Origin of the sequence: Pseudomonas sp. YQ_6, assembly GCF_043103245.1 — a bacterium.
Classification (GTDB): domain Bacteria; phylum Pseudomonadota; class Gammaproteobacteria; order Pseudomonadales; family Pseudomonadaceae; genus Aquipseudomonas; species Aquipseudomonas alloputida.
The window spans coordinates 312,912-328,206 of the sequence record NZ_JBICJR010000068.1; the positions used below are offsets into that span (position 1 = coordinate 312,912).

Below are 15,295 nucleotides of genomic sequence, written 5' to 3' on the forward strand. Positions count from 1 at the left end.
TTGCTCAACCGGCCCGGTCGCACAACAGAGACGCAACCGGCTGCGCGAACCCTGACCGTGAGGACCTACCATGAGCGCGATCTCTCCCAATGGGGCTGTAGAACACCCCATCGGCCTGACCCTGAATGGTCAGCGCCTGACACTGCAGGTGAATCCCTGGACCACACTCCTCGACCTTTTGCGCGAGCAGTTGGACCTGGTCGGCACCAAGAAGGGTTGCGACCATGGCCAGTGCGGGGCCTGCACGGTGCTGCGCGATGGCAAGCGCGTCAATGCCTGCCTGACCTTGGCCATCATGTGCGACAGGGCCGAACTGGTGACCATCGAAGGGCTTGCCAGCGGCGAGGTTTTGCACCCCATGCAGCGTGCATTCATTACCCACGATGCTTTCCAGTGCGGTTACTGCACCCCGGGGCAGATCTGCTCCGCAGTCGGACTTGCCCGCGAAGGGCGCGCCTACACCCGCGAGGCCATTCGCGAACAGATGAGCGGCAACCTTTGCAGGTGTGGTGCATATAGCAACATTGTCGCTGCGGTGGAAGAAGCCCTACCGTTGATGACGGACCTGGCCCCGCCACAACGAGGGCCGCATCCATGACGCCTTTCAGCTACCACAAGCCCGCATCAATCAGCGAAGCCGTGAGCCTGGCTGACGCCAGCTCGCAGTTCATTGCCGGCGGCACCAACCTCGTCGACCTGATGAAAGAAAACGTGGTTCGCCCCAAGCGCCTGATCGACATTTCCGGCCTTGGGCTGAACGGCATCCACCCCACGTCGAACGGTGGCTTGTGGGTCGGTGCATTGGTAAGCAACGCCGACCTGGCCTGGCACCCGATGATCGAGCAGCACTATCCATTGCTGTCGGACGCCATCCTGGCTGGGGCATCACCGCAGTTGAGGAACATGGCCAGCACCGGTGGCAACTTGCTGCAACGCACCCGTTGCTACTACTTCTACGACACCGGCACCCCCTGCAACAAACGTGAACCCGGCAGCGGATGCCCGGCGCGTACAGGCTCGAACCGTATCCACGCGATTCTTGGTGCCAGTGATGCCTGTGTCGCGACCCATCCCTCGGATATGTGCGTGGCATTGGCAGCGCTCGAAGCCGTGGTGCATGTGCAGGGGCCGCGCGGAGAGCGCCAAATACCTTTTGCGGCATTCCATCGCCTCCCCGAGGACACCCCGGAGCGAGACAATCAGCTGGCAGTCGATGAACTGGTGGTCGCCATCGAGCTGCCGCCCCCGGTGTTCGAAAAACATTACCGTTATCTGAAAATTCGCGACCGCGCCTCCTACGCGTTCGCGCTGGTGTCGGTCGCCGCAGCCTTGAGCTTTGATGGCCAGGTGATCCGGCAAGCTCGCCTGGCGCTGGGCGGCGTTGCCCACAAGCCGTGGCGAGACCCGGTTGTGGAGCGCATGTTGGCCGGCCAGACGCCTAGCGAAGCGCTGTTCACCCAGGCCGCAAAAACGTTGCTGCAAGGTGCAAAACCTCTGAGCCACAACGGTTTCAAGGTCACGCTCGCGCAACGTGCAATTGTGCGGGCATTGGATGACGCGGCGCGCCGCGCCGCTGACGGAGGGACACGAGCATGATCAAACCCACACCGGTAGCCGGCACGTCCCTGGACCGCGTAGACGGCGTGGCGAAGGTCACCGGGCAGGCGCGTTACGCGGGCGAATATCCCGAAGTAGGCCTGCTCCATGGCAGCGTGGTGTCCAGTACCATCGCCCGAGGTCGGGTACTCAACATCGACAGTACACAGGCGATGCGCGTGCCCGGGGTGATCGCCGTGCTTGATCATGGCCATCGTCCACATATTTCCAGTTATGACGACGACTACAGCGACGCCGACGCCGCGCACGGGGCGCCGTTTCGGCCCTTGTTCGATGATCGAGTGCTCTACAACGGTCAACCGTTGGCGCTGGTGGTTGCCCAAACCCTCGAGCTGGCCCGGTATGCAGGTTCGCTGATCAGGATCGAGTATGCCGAGGAGGCCCACCAGACCGACCTTGGCGCATGCCAACAGTCGCATGCAGCACCCGCCAAGACACCGGCGCCGCGTGGTGACTTTGCCGCGCAGTTTGCCGGTGCCCCGGTGCAGGTGGATGCCACCTACCTGACAGCCAACGAGTACCACAACCCGATGGAGCCCCATGCGTCAACCGTACTCTACAAGGGCGACGGCACGCTGGAAATCCACGACAAGACCCAAGGCACGCAAAACTGCCAGGACTACTTGCACAAGGTGTTTGGCCTGCCCAAGGCAAACATCCGCGTGCGCGCGGCATTCGTCGGCGGTGCCTTCGGCTCGGGCTTGCGCCCGCAGTACCAGTTGCCGCTGGCAGTGATGGCGGCGTTGCACCTGCAGCGCTCGGTGCGCGTCACGCTGACCCGCCAGCAGATGTTCACCTTTGGCTACCGGCCCCGCACCGAGCAGCGCCTGCGCCTGGGTGCTGACGCAAACGGGCAGTTGCTGGCGATCGCCCACGATGCGCTTGGCCAGACCTCTCGCTTTGAGGACTTCACCGAGCACGTGGTGGAATGGAGTGGCATGCTCTACCAGTGCGACAACGTTGCCCTCAGCTATCGCCTGGCCTCGCTCGATGTGTACACCCCGCTGGACATGCGTGCGCCTGGCGCCGCGTCGGGGATGATTGCCCTGGAATGCGCCATGGATGAGCTTGCCTGTGCAGCGCAGATTGACCCGCTTGACCTGCGCCGGCGCAATTTCGCCGCCAGCAATGCCAACGAGGGCAAGCCCTACTCCAGCAAGGAACTGCTGGCGTGCTACCGGCAAGGTGCCGAACTTTTTGGCTGGCAAAACCGTAATCCGCAACCGCGCAGCATGCGCCATGGCAACCAGCTGGTCGGCTGGGGCATGGCCGGCGGCGTCTGGGAAGCCATGCAGATGAAGGCCAGCGCCAAAGCGAGCTTCGATGGCCAAGGCCACCTCACCGTCTGCAGTGCCACCACCGATATCGGGACCGGCACCTATACCGTCATGACGCAGATCGCAGCCGACGCGGCTGGCGCCAGGGTGCAGGATGTCACCTTCGTGCTGGGTGACTCTTCACTGCCCACCGCACCGCTACAGGGAGGTTCGTTCACGGTGTCGTCGGTCGGCTCGGCCGTGCGCCAGGCCTGCCAGGTACTGCGCACCAAAGTGCTGGAACATGCACGCAAGATGTACCCCCAAGTGGCCAGCACGGCCCGGGAGCAGATCATTTTCGCCGATGGCTACCTGCACGCGGGCAGCCATCGCCTGGCCTTGGCGGACATCATCGCCAGCGCCCCGGAAGGTGAGTTCGAAGTGCAAATCGACGCCGAGCCCGGCGCCAGGCGCCAACCGTTCTCCACCGCCACGCATTCAGCGGTATTCGTGGAAGTTCACGTCGACGAGGACCTTGGCACAATCAAGGTAGTACGGGTAGTCAGCGCCGTAGCGGCCGGACGGGTAGTCAACCCGAAAACCGCACGCAGTCAGATTTTGGGAGGCGTGGTCTGGGGGGTGGGTATGGCCCTGCACGAAGCCGCGTTGACCGACCATCGGCTGGGCCGCGTGGTCAACCACAACCTGGCGGAGTACCACATCCCGGTCAACGCAGACAGCGGGGATATCGAAGTCATCTTCGTTGAAGAGCACGACGACATCGTCAACGAACTGGGGTCCAAGGGCGTGGGCGAAATCGGCGTCGTCGGGGTGGCAGCCGCGGTGGCCAACGCGGTCTACCATGCCACGGGCAAGCGTGTGAGAGAGTTTCCGATCACGCTCGACAAGGTGCTGTGACTGGGCGGGGGACAAGCCTCCAATTCCATTCGAGCCATCGAGATATCGATGGGAACTGAGGCCCCCATCGCATCGCCTGCCCGACCATTCTGGAGCGAGTTGTCACTGCAGGGTTCCGGCCTGCACGTTGCTGGCACCGTGCAGGTGGGGAAAATCCTCCACCATCACTGCCATGAAGAGGGTGACCACCCTCCTCCCAATACGCGATAGGCAGTTATTGCAGCACGGGCCGCCTCTGTTTGCACGACCGCTCGTGAATCTGAAGCCTTAAGCACTTGTTGATCAGCGTTCAGGTACCACTCAGCAGTCAGCGCCCATGAGCTAACTCAACTCGACAAAGCTGTACAGTACCTCCCTCAGCCCCACCGGCACCGGCACTGGTCGCCGATTATGGCGGTCAACGAAAACGTGCACAAAATGCCCGCTCGCGACCGCCTGCTCCTGGCCTTCGACGAACACTGCCAGCTGATAGCGCACCGAACTACGCCCCAGCGCCTCGACCAAAAGCCCCACCTCCAGTTGCTGAGGAAAGGCGACGGAGGCGAAGTATTCACAATCAGAGCTCACCACCAGCGCGATCACCCCTCCCTCGTGGATATTCAGCCCTCCTTGCTCAACCATCAAACGATTGACCGCACTGTCGAAAAAGCCGTAGTAAACGACGTTGTTAACATGCCCGTAGACATCGTTGTCGTGCCAGCGGGTGCTGATAGGGGTGAAATGCCGGTAATGGCTTCGCGCTTTGAAGTCACTCATCACCAGGCCGCCTGATAGATACGCAATGCGTCGTCCACGAAGACCTCCCGTGGGTTGTTGACCAGCAGGCGCTGCTGTTGCATTGCGTCCTCAGCCAGTTGCCTCAGGCAGCCCTGGGGAATGTCGAGGTCGCGCAGGCGATTGGGCAGGCCGCAGCGCGGCCCCAGTTGTGCGAGTTCGGCGACGAACTGCTCAGCCTGGCTTTGGCTATCACCGGGCTGCAACCGCTCACCAAGCAGCACCGGGGCCAGCTCGGCGTAGTCGTCCCGTGCCTGCGGCAGGTTGAAACGCGCTACATGCGGCAGCACCAGCGCGTTCGACAGACCATGAGGTATGTGGAAATGCCCGCCCAGTGGATAGGCCAGCGCATGCACAGCCGCCACTGGCGCATTGGCGAAGGCCTGGCCGGCCAGGCAAGCGCCCAGCAACATACCCTGACGAGCCTCAAGATTGCTGCCGCTGTGTACCGCCCGCGCCAGGTTTTCGCTGAGCAGACGAAGGGCCTCACGCGCCAGTATGCTCGACAGTGGATTGCGCCGTAGCTTACTGGTATAGGCCTCGATAGCGTGCACCATGGCATCTATGCCAGTCGCAGCAGTCACCGCGGGAGGCAGATCAAGGGTACAGGCGGCGTCGAGCAGGGCGAGGTCGGGCAGCAATATAGGCGAGACGATGCCGGTCTTGCTGGTATCGCAGACCGTGACGATGGCGATCGGTGTGACCTCGGAACCGGTGCCGGCAGTGGTCGGCGCCTGGATTAGCGGCAAGCGGCGGCTGTGCACCCTGTCGATGCCATACAGGTCATCGATCGACTGACTGCACTGAGGATGTGCCAGCACCGCGACCAGCTTGGCCACGTCCATCGAACTGCCGCCGCCGAAGCCGATGATCAGTTCGGCCTGCACCTGGCGTGCATGAGCAACTGCGGCTAGCACGCAGGCCCGGCTAGGGTCGGCACTGACTTCCTGGAATACCGAGACCCCCACCTGGGCTGCAGGAAATCCGTCGATAACCTGTGCGAACAACGAAAGCCTGGCGATGCCCGGGTCGGTGACAATCATTACACGGCGCGCGCCGCGTGCCTGGCAGATGCTTGCCAGGCGCCCGGCAGCGCCGGCTTCGCTGATGATCTGGGCGGTGGTGATGAAGCTGAACGGCTGCATGGTGACTCCTTGTCTTTCAGGCTTGTTTTGTTTTGGGAGCTTGGATATGCAGTAGTGCCTGTACTGGGAAACACCCGATACCAGCACCTACACATTATCCGCCTGGCAGTTGCGCTTTTCCCTCGACTACCCACCGCTGAATAAGCGGTGCCGGACGCCAGTGTTCGCCAAACATCCCGCGCAGGCGCTCGAGGCAGGCCAGAATCTGCGCCGCGCCCTGTGCCTGCGCCCAGCTCATCGGCCCACCCGCCTGGGCTGGGAAACCGTAGCCGTTGAGCCACACCCGGTCGATGTCGGCGCAACTTCCGGAAATGCCCTCTTCAAGAATCCTCGCACCTTCATTGACCAGCGCCAGCAGGCAACGCTCGCGGATCTCCTCCGGGTCGATGCTGCGTCGGCGATACCCCAAGGCCAGCGAAACCTGGCAGACCAGCGCATCAACCAGTGGATCATGCTCGGCACGACGGCTACCAGGCGCATAGCGGTAATAACCTCGCCCACTCTTCTGGCCCAGTCGGCCCTGCTCGCAGAGCTGGTTGTCAACCTGTACCAACGGCGCTTGCATGCCCTTCCCCGCCAGCTTGCGGGCACGCCACTCCAGGTCGATGCCGACCACGTCATACATGCGGAACGGCCCCATGGCGAAGCCGAATTGTTCCAGCACCGTATCCACCTCATGCGGCAACGCGCCTTCAAGCAGCATCTTGCGTGCTTCGGCGACATAACCTGCGAGCATGCGGTTGCCGATGAATCCCGGGCAGTTGCCGGCCACAACGGCGATCTTGCCCAGCCGCTCGCCAAGCGCCTGCGCCGCGTCGAGAACGGCCCCACGGGTGTGCTCGCCGCGGACGATTTCCAACAGTTTCATCACATGCGCCGGGCTGAAGAAATGCAGGCCGAGCACCTGTGAGGCGCGCTCGGTGACTGCAGCGATGGCGTCGATATCCAACGCCGAGGTGTTGCTGGCAAGGATTGCCTCGGGTTTGAGATGTGCATCGAGCAGGCGGAAGATGTCCTGCTTCAGCGCAAGGTTCTCGTAGACTGCCTCGATCACCAGGTCGGCGTCAGCCAGATCAGCATAACCCTCGACCGATTGCACGCGCCGCAGAAAAGTGTCGGCTTCGACGCGGCTTATGCGTTCCTTGGCCACCTGCTGCGCCCAGGTCTGCTCAAGCATCTGCATCCCAGCATCGAGATTCGCCCGGTCATTGTCTAGCCACAACACCTCCAGCCCGGCGCTGGCCAGGCTGATCACGATGCCACGGCCCATGGTGCCAGCCCCTACAACGGCGACTTGACGGATATCCAGGCGGTCGCTGTCATTCGCCCTCAGGGCGCACACATTGGCCGCTGGTTCAAGTACAAGGTCCACCATCATTGCAATTCCTTGTCGAACGAAAAAGATCTTTCGGCGACACGCTCATGGCGCAGCGAGACGCCCAACTGTGCCCGCCGTCGCAGCCAGGGGCTGGGGCGATAACGTGGATCATGGCCGGTCTCGACCATGCACTGCAGGATCGTCAGCAGCCGTGTAGCCCCCAGGCGATCCCCCCAAGCCAACGGTCCGTGGGGATAGCCAAGCCCCAACTGCACGGCCTGGTCGATATCCGCAGGGCTGGCAACACCCTGTTGGGCGATTTCGCACGCCAGGTTGACGATGGCTGCCATCACCCGCTGGCAGACGAAGCCGAGGCTGTCCTCGATCACCGATACGCCTACGCCGTCCCGGGCCAGGGCGTGCTGGGCAAAAGCCAACAGCCGCGCATCGGTCACCGGCGTCGGCATCAACGTGCGGTGACGGTCGAAGCCCGGCAGCATGTCGATGCATAGCGTGCGTCGGGGGTCTGTAGTGAAGGCGAACGCGGAACCCGTGGCATCGCGCCCGTAAGGTGCGAGTAAGCATAACGACTCCGCTGCCGGGCGGGTTCCCAGGTCCAGTTGCACATCCAGGGCCTGCAACCCGCTCACCAGCAAAGCGTAGTCAGCCGAATCATCGACACCGATCCACACCGCCAGCTGATGGTCCAACTCTGCCTGTGCTTCTGCCGCTACATCTACCGCCTGCTCTGCAGGATAACGGTAGAAACCCTGACTACTCTTGCGCCCAAGCAGACCCGCATCAAGCATCTGCCGGCTGATCGACGAAGGGCGATAGCGCGGGTCTTGATAGTATTGCTGGTAGATCGCCTCCATCACCGGCTGGGAGACATCCAGCCCGGTCAGGTCGAAAAGCTCGAACGGCCCCATACGAAAGCCCATCGACTCGCGCAGGATCCGGTCGATCACCTCAACCGGCGCCACCCGCTCGCCCAGCATGGCCAGCCCCTCGGTGCCATAGGCACGACCGGCATGATTGATGATGAAGCCTGGTGTATCGCGCGACTTGACCGGCTGATAGCCCAAACGCTCGATCAACGCCATGAGGCTTCGGGCCACCGCGGGGTCGGTACGCAGGCCATCGATCACCTCGACCACCTTCATCAATGGGACCGGGTTGAAAAAATGCAGCCCTGCGACCTGCGAAGGGTTCTGGCACGACGCGGCAATCGCGGTGATCGACAGCGACGAGGTATTGCTAGCCAGGATGCAGTGTGGCGCGACCACCTGCTCCAGCGCCATGAACAGCTGCTGCTTGGCGTCGAGCCGCTCGGCGATGGCTTCGATCACCAGATCGCAATCGCCCAGTTGTGCCAAGGTCTCGCACACCTGCAGGTTGCGCTGCGCCTGGGTACGTTGCTTGGCACTAAGCCGCCCCTTGCCCACCAGCGTATCGAACACCGCAGACAGGCGCTCAAGGCATGCCTGGGCGGCCGCCGCACTGGCGTCGTAAAGCATCACACTGAGCCCGGCCTGGGCACAGATCTGGGCGATACCGCCACCCATCGCGCCGGTTCCGATGATGCCGATCCGTTGTATTTCAGCCATTTCACTCCCCCGTGAACTGCGGGCGACGCTTGTCGAGGAACGCCCGAGCGCCCTCCTTCTGGTCCGCCGAATCGAACAACAACTGGAAAGCCTTGCGCTCCAGGGCCAAGGCGCCATCGAGCGGTAGCTCGGCACCGACCAGCGCCACCTCCTTGATTTGCTCCACGGCCAGACGTGGCAGCGCGGCCAGTTCGGCAGCGAACGACAGCCCCCTGGCCAGCACTTCGCGGTCGTCCACCAGCTCGCTGATCAGGCCCATCGCCAGCGCCTGCTCGGCCGTCACCTGGCAGCCACTGAGCAGCATGCGCATGGCCTGGAACTTGCCCACCGCGCGAATCAGCCGCTGGGTGCCGCCAGCGCCGGGCATCAGCCCGAGCTTCACCTCCGGCTGGGCAAACCGCGCCTGCCGGCCGGCGATGATCACATCGCAGTGCATGGCCAGTTCGCAACCGCCGCCCAGGGCAAAACCGTTGACCGCAGCGATCACCGGCTTCGGGAACTGGCTGATGGCCTGCCACAGGCGCTCGGCATGCCGCTCGTACATCTGCACGGGCGTTGCCTCGGCGAATTCACGTACATCCGCGCCAGCCACGAAGCAATCAGGGCCGCCAGTCAACACCACCGCCCGCACGGCCGGGTCGACGGCCAGCTCCCGGAACGTCCGTGCCAAAGCCTCGCGGACCGGCCCGCTGAGCGCGTTCTTCACCTCGGGCCGGTTGATCTTGACTAACGCCACACCGTCCTGCTGCACCGTGGTGCTGACGATTTCTGCAAGATGATTCGACATGGTGCACATTCCCCCCTCAAGACTATGAATCAGCGTCAGAGCGCCTGGCTGGGTAACTGTGTCGCCGGACCGGGCCGGGATACACGCAGCAGGAAGAACACCACCACCGCGCCACTCATCGACACGCAACCGGCCATCAGGAAGGCGCTGTCGAACTTGCCGGTGGCCTGCACGATGTAGCCGGTGACCACCGGGCCGATCATCCCGGCGATGCTGCCGCACAGGTGAAGGAAGCCGGTCACCGCGCCGACGTTACTTCTATCAACGTTGTCCAGCACCACCGCCCAGTACGAAGGCCCGGCGGTGTAAATCAGGAACAGCGCCATCGACATCAGCGCAACGGCGGCATACAGGGTGGTCACGGTGCCCGAGAGGCCGACGCACAGCGCTGAGCAGGACAGGAACGTCACCAGGATCAGCTTGCGCGCCAGCACGGGGTTGCCAGTCTTGCGCAGCACAAAATCAGAGAGCGCACCGCCCAGTGACATGCCGACGAACCCGACCACCCAGGGGATCACCGTGGCGAATGCCATGCTCTTGATGTTCAGGCCGTGAGCCTTGGTCAGGTAGGTGGGAAACCAACTGAGGAAGAAAAACAGGGTGTAGTTAGAGGCGAAGAAGGCGAACGAGGTACTGAGGATTACCGGGTGGCGAATGTATGACCAGAAAGAGCGACGCGGCGCCACCACACCGACCAGCGACGCCTGCTCTTCGCGCTTCCACTCGGCAATGCGGTTCTTTTCCTCCTCAGTGACGCGCTTGCTTTTTTCCGGGGTTTCGGCAGCCAGGTACAACCAGCAGGCCAGCCAGACGAAACCAATGGCAGCGATTATGACGAACGACAGCCGCCAGCCGAAGGCCAGTGCCAGGAAGCCTACGATAGGCCCGGCAACTGCGCCGCCCAACGGCGAACCGGCGCTCAGTAAGCCGACTGCTGTAGCCACCTGGCGTTTAGGGAACCAGCTGTTGACCATCTTGTTGGCAGCTGCCGAAATCGGCCCTTCGGCCATGCCGAACAACACCCGCAGGATGAGCATTGACCAGAAGCCGGTGGCGATGGCGGTCAGGCCGCAGAAGATCGACCACAACGCCACGGCCGCACCAAGGACCCACAGCGAGCCGAAACGGTCAGCGGCAATGCCACCGAGAAAGTTAAAGATCGCATAGCCGAAAAAGAACGCACCGAAGATGATGCCGAACTGCTCGGCATTCAGTTGCAAGTCGGTTTCGACCAGCGGCAACACGATCGAGAGTGCCACGCGGTCGAGGTAGTTGATCATGTACAAGGTCAACAGCAGAAAAACGATCACCCATCTCAGATTTTTTATCATTATTGTTTTCTCACCGTTCGATGCATCGTCAATCAGGGACAACGGTTTGCTGCCCCCGCCATCTACCACGCAGTACCGAATGCAGCACTGTACGTTAGGGCGTGGTTTAAACCGCGAAGGGCTGTGCAGTAGCCCTTCGCGGTCGTGAGCTATCACGCACTCACAGCCCGCACCTGCGTCCCGGCCAACGCCTTGTTGACAGCCGGTATGATCACCTCGCCCCACAATTCGATCTGGCGCAGCATGGTTTTTTCATCGAAGTCGCCAAGCTGGGTCTGCACTGCCACCTGATCCGGCTTGAGCACTTCGATCTCTTCGAGCAACTTGTCGATGACATAGTTGACGCTGCCGATCGGCATGTTCTTGCGCATCTGCTCGAACGACAGGTCTTTCTCGGTCGGTGTTTCCTGCATCAGGTAACCGTCGCTACTCTGCTGACGGCGCTTCTGCAGGGCCTCGGAAAGGCGGCGCTGATAGCGGGCGTTGTCCAGGTAGCTGGTGATTTCTGCTTCGCTATTGCTGGCATAGCAGCAACGCAGCAGCGCTACCTTGGAATCGCTCACCTGTTTTCCTTGGCTCTCGGCGGCCTGCTCGATGCTCTCGCGCAGGGTCTTCACCGTCTCCAGACCATCGTGGAAGGCGGTGACGAACAGGTTGTGGCCCTCCCGATAAGCCCGGCCCATACTGCGCGCGGAGCCGGCGGCCAGCCAAATAGGCGGCCCGGGTTGCTGGACGGTGCGCACGGCAATCGCTGTTGGCGGAATCTGCAGATGTTCACCATGGTGCTCGAAGATGGGTTGTTTCAGACCCTTCTGCAAGACATCCAAATATTCGGCAAACACGGCCGGAGCGTTATCAACGTCGATGCCGAAGCGCTCAAACTCGAACTGCTGATAACCCGAACCTACGCCCAGTTCCAGGCGACCATTACAGGCGATATCGGCAAAGCCGATTTCCGACAGCAAACGCTGGGGCTGATACAACGGCAGTACGCAGACTGCAGTACCCAGGCGGATCGTATGCGTCAGACCGGACAGTGCGGCAACCATCATCAGCGGCGAGGGCACCAAGCTGTAGTTATTGAAATGGTGCTCGGCGAACCAGGCCGTGTGGAAGCCGGCTTTTTCTGCCGCGATGGCCTGCTCCATGGAGTGACGCAATACACGCTCAGAACTTTGGTGATAACCCCGCTGAGCCGCGAGAATGAATGTACCAAATTCCATGTGAAGATCCTTTTATTATTGATTTCGAGGGTTGAACGCTTTTCAAGGCCGCACGAAGCCATTCACGGCTATTGCGAACTGCCGCGGCGAATGATTGAAGTAACGCCCAAATATCACGCTGAAACCTTGTGTCCCTGAGTTTATGCGAGAGCACCGGGATTGTTCCAACTAACAAGCCACAAAGGCAGGCGATTCATATACGTGATTAATGCACCCGTCCGCGAGTTTCAACGACCGACGAAAACTGGTTGTTCGCCGGTTAGAAATGCACTGACGCCGATCCGGTAATCTTCACTGTGCCCGGCCCGACGTTGCAGTTGTGCTTCCAGCGCAAGTTGAGCGCTCAAGCTGTTGCCTGACGAGGCCAGAAAAGCCTGCTTGATCGCCGCGAAAGAGCCTACCGGGCGGGTCGCCAGCTCGGCCGCCAGCGCCTGTGCGCGGTCAAGCAGCCCATCGGCGGCAACGATCTCCCAGATCATTCCCCAAGCCTGCGCCTGCGCCGCGTCGACTGGCTCGGCCAGCATCGCCAGTGCACGCGCGCGGGCCTCACCGATCAACCGCGGCAGCAGCCAACTGCCGCCGGCATCCGGGCCTAAGCCGATGCGGGCGAAAGCCTGGATGAATGTTGCGGTGTTGGCCGCCAGGACGATGTCGCAGGCCAGGGCGATGTTCGCGCCGGCGCCAGCGGCCACACCATTGACTGCGCAGATCACCGGTTTGTCGGTCTGGCGAATCGCAAGGATGATTGGGTTGTAGTACTCGATCAGCGATGCACCGAGATCCGGCACCTGCCCTTCCACAGGCTTGCGCTCGTTCAGGTCCTGCCCGGCGCAGAAACCACGCCCGGCACCGGTGAGCACGATGGCCCGGCAACAAGGATCACCAATGGCGTCGTCCAGGGCAGCCTTCAGGCCTTCGAGCAGGGGCATGGTGCAGGCGTTGAGTTTCTCTGGCCGGTTGAGGGTGATGACTGCGTAGTCTGGCGCTTTGCGCAACAGCACCACCTGGGGATTCACTGCCATTGGATATGCACCTTGATGTCTTGTGTGTGCGGGTCGACCCACCCATATTTGGCCGCGCTGCTCACCATCGCGGCGAAGGCTTCGCGCCAGGCGAGCGTGGCCTGCTGGCCGGCTGCGCGGATGACTTGGCGCTGGCTGACGAAAGCATGGTCGTCCGGCAGGTAGCGAACCCCGTCCAACACGGGTTTCTGGCCGACGACGTAACCGTCGAAGGCCAGCTTGAAGGCTTTGAAGTCCTCGGCGTCCAGCAATTGGGGGGCGGTATCGGGTTTGCAACTGAAGATCATCAGGCTACCTCCGTAGCATCGAAAAGGGCCGCGCCTGCGGCATGGGCGAAAGCGGTTCGTCCACCATCCAGGTGCAAGGTGGCGCCAGTGATATAGGACGCTTCGGCTGACACCAGGAATTGAATCGCTGCCGCGACGTCAACGGCTGGGACATGCGCGTAGGCGGTGGCCAGGTTCACCACACGCACCCCGCGCATGGCCAGTTCCGCCGCTTGGCAACGGCCCAGCATTTCGCAGGCAGCCCAGGTGGCAGCTTGCACGTGCGCGCCACTCGCCGGGATCGAGCCGAGGTTGAGCAGCACCCCGCCGGACGCCGGCATGCAGCTCAGCGCTTCGCGGATACAAACGAATGCGCCGGTCACATTGTGCTCAAGGGCACTTGGCAGATTGTCCAGGGGCGCGGTAGCAGGGACGAGCAGCGCGGCGTTGATCAGCACATCGACCCGCCCATACTGGGCGTTGATGGCGGCAAAGGCCTGGCGCGTCGCTGGTTCGTCAGCGTGCCGGTCAAGCATGATCACCGTGTCTCCCTCGGCACGCAGGCGCTGCGCGATCACTTCGCAGATCAAGCCTGCACAAGGGGTTAGCACTACTACGCGCGGCAGCGAAGTCGCGGCCGGGCGATGACCCTCGGCATGTGGCACGCTGGCTACCGGCGGGTGCGCCTCGCCGGGCTGGTTGAAGCATGCCCAGCCACCGTCGACCGGCAAGACACTCCCGGTGACCTGCCGCGCTGCGGGTGACGCGAGAAAGCGCGCGGCAGCGGCAACTTCGTCGGGGCGCGCCAGGCGTCCCAGCGGGATACGCTGCCGGACCTGCTGCAAATCCACCTTCGCCTGCTGCTCCAGCCCGGCAACCATCGGCGTCATTACATAGCCCGGGGCCACCGCATTGACCCGGATACCCTGCCCGGCCCATTCGCAGGCCTGTGTCCGGGTCAGGCTGATCAGCGCGGCCTTTGAGCTGGCGTAGGCGTTACGTTTCGGGTTGGCCAGCAATCCGGCGAGGGATGCCACATTAACCACCGCAGTGCCCGGCCCCATGTGCCGAGCGGCTTCACGCGCCATACGCATCGGCCCCAGGGTGTTGACTGCCAGCGCCAGCTCAAAGCCTTCGACCGTGGTGTCGCAGGTTTCCGCCATGCTCGGCCCGAGCGCGGCGTTGTTGATCAGCACATCGATGCGACCAAAGCAGGAGGCGATTTGCGCCACCGTGGCAATGATCTGCGTCTCGCTGGCCAGATCGCAGGTAAAACCGTAGTGGCCCTCGCCGAACGGGTCCAGCAGTTCGGCCAGCGCCGGGCCGTCCAGATCGATGGCCGCGATCCGATAACCCTCCTCGACGAAGCCTTGGCATAACGCGCGCCCGATCCCACCGGCGGCGCCGGTGATCACGGCGACTTTTGCACACTTCTGCATACGACCTGCCTCCTGTTGGGTGCCCGTCAGTTGATCGATTCCAGGCGACGGAATGAGCCGTCCCGGTACAGCAGGATGTCCTGGTCGATTGAGCGGGTGGCGATCACGCGGCCGATGTAGAGGTTGTGGCTGCCCGATGCAATGCAGTCCTGCACCACACAATCGAAGGTGGCCACTGCGCCCTCAAGGACCGGCGCACCCGTGATCAGCTCGCTCCAAAGGCCTCCGGCAAAGCGGTCTTCGGGGCACAGTTTGGGCGTCGAGAACAGGCGAGCCACTGGGTGCTGCGCGTCGGCCAGCATGTTGATGGCGAAAGTGCCGCTGGCGGCAATGGTCTTCTCGGCGCTGGCGTTGCGGTTCACGCACACCAGCATGGTCGGCGGCTCCATAGACACCGAACAGATCGAAGTGGCGGTCAGTCCGTTGCGCAGGTCGCCCTGGCGTGTGGTAATGATGCCTACCGGCGAGGCGATCTGGCGCATCGACAGCTTGAAAGCCGCCGGGTCGACACTGCCGTCGAAGGCTTCGCCGGACAACCCGGCAGCAGCCAGTACGCGGGCTTGTTGAGTAACATTCATTGGGCGTTCTCCTT

At 62.5% G+C, this 15,295-nt stretch carries 14 protein-coding genes; 3 read left to right on the forward strand and 11 right to left on the reverse strand.

From position 1 onward, the window contains the following. Positions 1 to 70: 70 nt before the first annotated feature. The 3 genes from ACF8FG_RS24465 to ACF8FG_RS24475 are packed head-to-tail and all read left to right on the forward strand — an operon-like array spanning position 71 to position 3,791. On the forward strand, positions 71 to 598 hold the full coding sequence (locus ACF8FG_RS24465) for a (2Fe-2S)-binding protein (RefSeq protein WP_318080652.1): 528 nt from the start codon (positions 71 to 73) through the stop codon (positions 596 to 598). Continuing rightward, positions 595 to 1,596 (forward strand): xanthine dehydrogenase family protein subunit M, encoded by a 1,002-nt coding sequence (locus tag ACF8FG_RS24470; RefSeq protein WP_134697778.1) that lies wholly within the window; start codon positions 595 to 597, stop codon positions 1,594 to 1,596. The genes ACF8FG_RS24465 and ACF8FG_RS24470 overlap by 4 nt, the downstream gene beginning before the upstream one ends. Continuing rightward, positions 1,593 to 3,791: a xanthine dehydrogenase family protein molybdopterin-binding subunit gene (locus tag ACF8FG_RS24475; RefSeq protein ID WP_318080651.1), complete on the forward strand. Its 2,199-nt coding sequence runs from the start codon at positions 1,593 to 1,595 to the stop codon at positions 3,789 to 3,791. Before ACF8FG_RS24470 ends, ACF8FG_RS24475 begins: the two co-directional genes overlap by 4 nt. Positions 3,792 to 4,112: 321 nt before the next feature. Here ACF8FG_RS24475 and ACF8FG_RS24480 read toward each other — a convergent pair whose 3' ends face one another. The 11 genes from ACF8FG_RS24480 to ACF8FG_RS24530 all read right to left on the reverse strand — a co-directional run bounded on the left by ACF8FG_RS24480 (position 4,113) and on the right by ACF8FG_RS24530 (position 15,281). After that, the gene (locus tag ACF8FG_RS24480) at positions 4,113 to 4,547 is read right to left on the reverse strand and encodes a thioesterase family protein (RefSeq protein ID WP_014861886.1); all 435 of its coding nucleotides are present in this window, start codon (positions 4,545 to 4,547) and stop codon (positions 4,113 to 4,115) included. Beyond that, positions 4,547 to 5,710 (reverse strand): iron-containing alcohol dehydrogenase, encoded by a 1,164-nt coding sequence (locus tag ACF8FG_RS24485; protein WP_014590905.1) that lies wholly within the window; start codon positions 5,708 to 5,710, stop codon positions 4,547 to 4,549. The genes ACF8FG_RS24480 and ACF8FG_RS24485 overlap by 1 nt, the downstream gene beginning before the upstream one ends. A gap of 94 nt (positions 5,711 to 5,804) precedes the next feature. Next, complete coding sequence (locus ACF8FG_RS24490; protein WP_014590904.1) at positions 5,805 to 7,088, reverse strand: 3-hydroxyacyl-CoA dehydrogenase; 1,284 nt, start codon at positions 7,086 to 7,088, stop codon at positions 5,805 to 5,807. Beyond that, a complete protein-coding gene (locus tag ACF8FG_RS24495) occupies positions 7,085 to 8,635 on the reverse strand; it encodes a 3-hydroxyacyl-CoA dehydrogenase (RefSeq protein WP_014590903.1) in 1,551 nt (516 codons plus the stop codon). Before ACF8FG_RS24495 ends, ACF8FG_RS24490 begins: the two co-directional genes overlap by 4 nt. A 1-nt stretch (position 8,636) precedes the next feature. Further along, entirely contained in the window at positions 8,637 to 9,422 is a 786-nt protein-coding gene (locus ACF8FG_RS24500) for an enoyl-CoA hydratase-related protein (protein WP_014590902.1), read from the reverse strand. A 35-nt stretch (positions 9,423 to 9,457) separates the two neighbouring features. Continuing rightward, positions 9,458 to 10,753 (reverse strand): MFS transporter, encoded by a 1,296-nt coding sequence (locus ACF8FG_RS24505; RefSeq protein ID WP_014590901.1) that lies wholly within the window; start codon positions 10,751 to 10,753, stop codon positions 9,458 to 9,460. 152 nt (positions 10,754 to 10,905) lie between these two features. After that, entirely contained in the window at positions 10,906 to 11,976 is a 1,071-nt protein-coding gene (locus ACF8FG_RS24510) for an LLM class flavin-dependent oxidoreductase (protein ID WP_014590900.1), read from the reverse strand. A 227-nt stretch (positions 11,977 to 12,203) separates the two neighbouring features. Continuing rightward, positions 12,204 to 12,998, reverse strand: a complete 795-nt coding sequence (locus tag ACF8FG_RS24515) for an enoyl-CoA hydratase-related protein (RefSeq protein WP_014590899.1) — start codon at positions 12,996 to 12,998, stop codon at positions 12,204 to 12,206. Then, positions 12,989 to 13,285 carry a hypothetical protein gene (locus tag ACF8FG_RS24520; protein ID WP_014590898.1) on the reverse strand — a complete coding sequence of 99 codons (297 nt, stop codon included), beginning with the start codon at positions 13,283 to 13,285 and terminating at the stop codon, positions 12,989 to 12,991. The genes ACF8FG_RS24515 and ACF8FG_RS24520 overlap by 10 nt, the downstream gene beginning before the upstream one ends. Further along, the gene (locus ACF8FG_RS24525; protein WP_014590897.1) at positions 13,285 to 14,703 is read right to left on the reverse strand and encodes an SDR family oxidoreductase; all 1,419 of its coding nucleotides are present in this window, start codon (positions 14,701 to 14,703) and stop codon (positions 13,285 to 13,287) included. The genes ACF8FG_RS24520 and ACF8FG_RS24525 overlap by 1 nt, the downstream gene beginning before the upstream one ends. Before the next feature lie 26 nt (positions 14,704 to 14,729). Further along, a complete protein-coding gene (locus ACF8FG_RS24530) occupies positions 14,730 to 15,281 on the reverse strand; it encodes a flavin reductase family protein (protein WP_014590896.1) in 552 nt (183 codons plus the stop codon). Positions 15,282 to 15,295: the final 14 nt, after the last annotated feature.

What these genes read in the sequence shown, in the direction of transcription:
- ACF8FG_RS24525 (WP_014590897.1), bottom strand. Translation starts at nt 14,703, where the DNA reads ATGCAGAAGTGTGCAAAAGTCGCCGTGATCACCGGCGCCGCCGGTGGG.
- ACF8FG_RS24515 (WP_014590899.1), bottom strand. Translation starts at nt 12,998, where the DNA reads ATGGCAGTGAATCCCCAGGTGGTGCTGTTGCGCAAAGCGCCAGACTAC.
- ACF8FG_RS24520 (WP_014590898.1), bottom strand. Translation starts at nt 13,285, where the DNA reads ATGATCTTCAGTTGCAAACCCGATACCGCCCCCCAATTGCTGGACGCC.
- ACF8FG_RS24510 (WP_014590900.1), bottom strand. Translation starts at nt 11,976, where the DNA reads ATGGAATTTGGTACATTCATTCTCGCGGCTCAGCGGGGTTATCACCAA.
- ACF8FG_RS24495 (WP_014590903.1), bottom strand. Translation starts at nt 8,635, where the DNA reads ATGGCTGAAATACAACGGATCGGCATCATCGGAACCGGCGCGATGGGT.
- ACF8FG_RS24505 (WP_014590901.1), bottom strand. Translation starts at nt 10,753, where the DNA reads ATGATAAAAAATCTGAGATGGGTGATCGTTTTTCTGCTGTTGACCTTG.
- ACF8FG_RS24480 (WP_014861886.1), bottom strand. Translation starts at nt 4,547, where the DNA reads ATGAGTGACTTCAAAGCGCGAAGCCATTACCGGCATTTCACCCCTATC.
- ACF8FG_RS24500 (WP_014590902.1), bottom strand. Translation starts at nt 9,422, where the DNA reads ATGTCGAATCATCTTGCAGAAATCGTCAGCACCACGGTGCAGCAGGAC.
- ACF8FG_RS24490 (WP_014590904.1), bottom strand. Translation starts at nt 7,088, where the DNA reads ATGATGGTGGACCTTGTACTTGAACCAGCGGCCAATGTGTGCGCCCTG.
- ACF8FG_RS24465 (WP_318080652.1), top strand. Translation starts at nt 71, where the DNA reads ATGAGCGCGATCTCTCCCAATGGGGCTGTAGAACACCCCATCGGCCTG.
- ACF8FG_RS24530 (WP_014590896.1), bottom strand. Translation starts at nt 15,281, where the DNA reads ATGAATGTTACTCAACAAGCCCGCGTACTGGCTGCTGCCGGGTTGTCC.
- ACF8FG_RS24470 (WP_134697778.1), top strand. Translation starts at nt 595, where the DNA reads ATGACGCCTTTCAGCTACCACAAGCCCGCATCAATCAGCGAAGCCGTG.
- ACF8FG_RS24485 (WP_014590905.1), bottom strand. Translation starts at nt 5,710, where the DNA reads ATGCAGCCGTTCAGCTTCATCACCACCGCCCAGATCATCAGCGAAGCC.
- ACF8FG_RS24475 (WP_318080651.1), top strand. Translation starts at nt 1,593, where the DNA reads ATGATCAAACCCACACCGGTAGCCGGCACGTCCCTGGACCGCGTAGAC.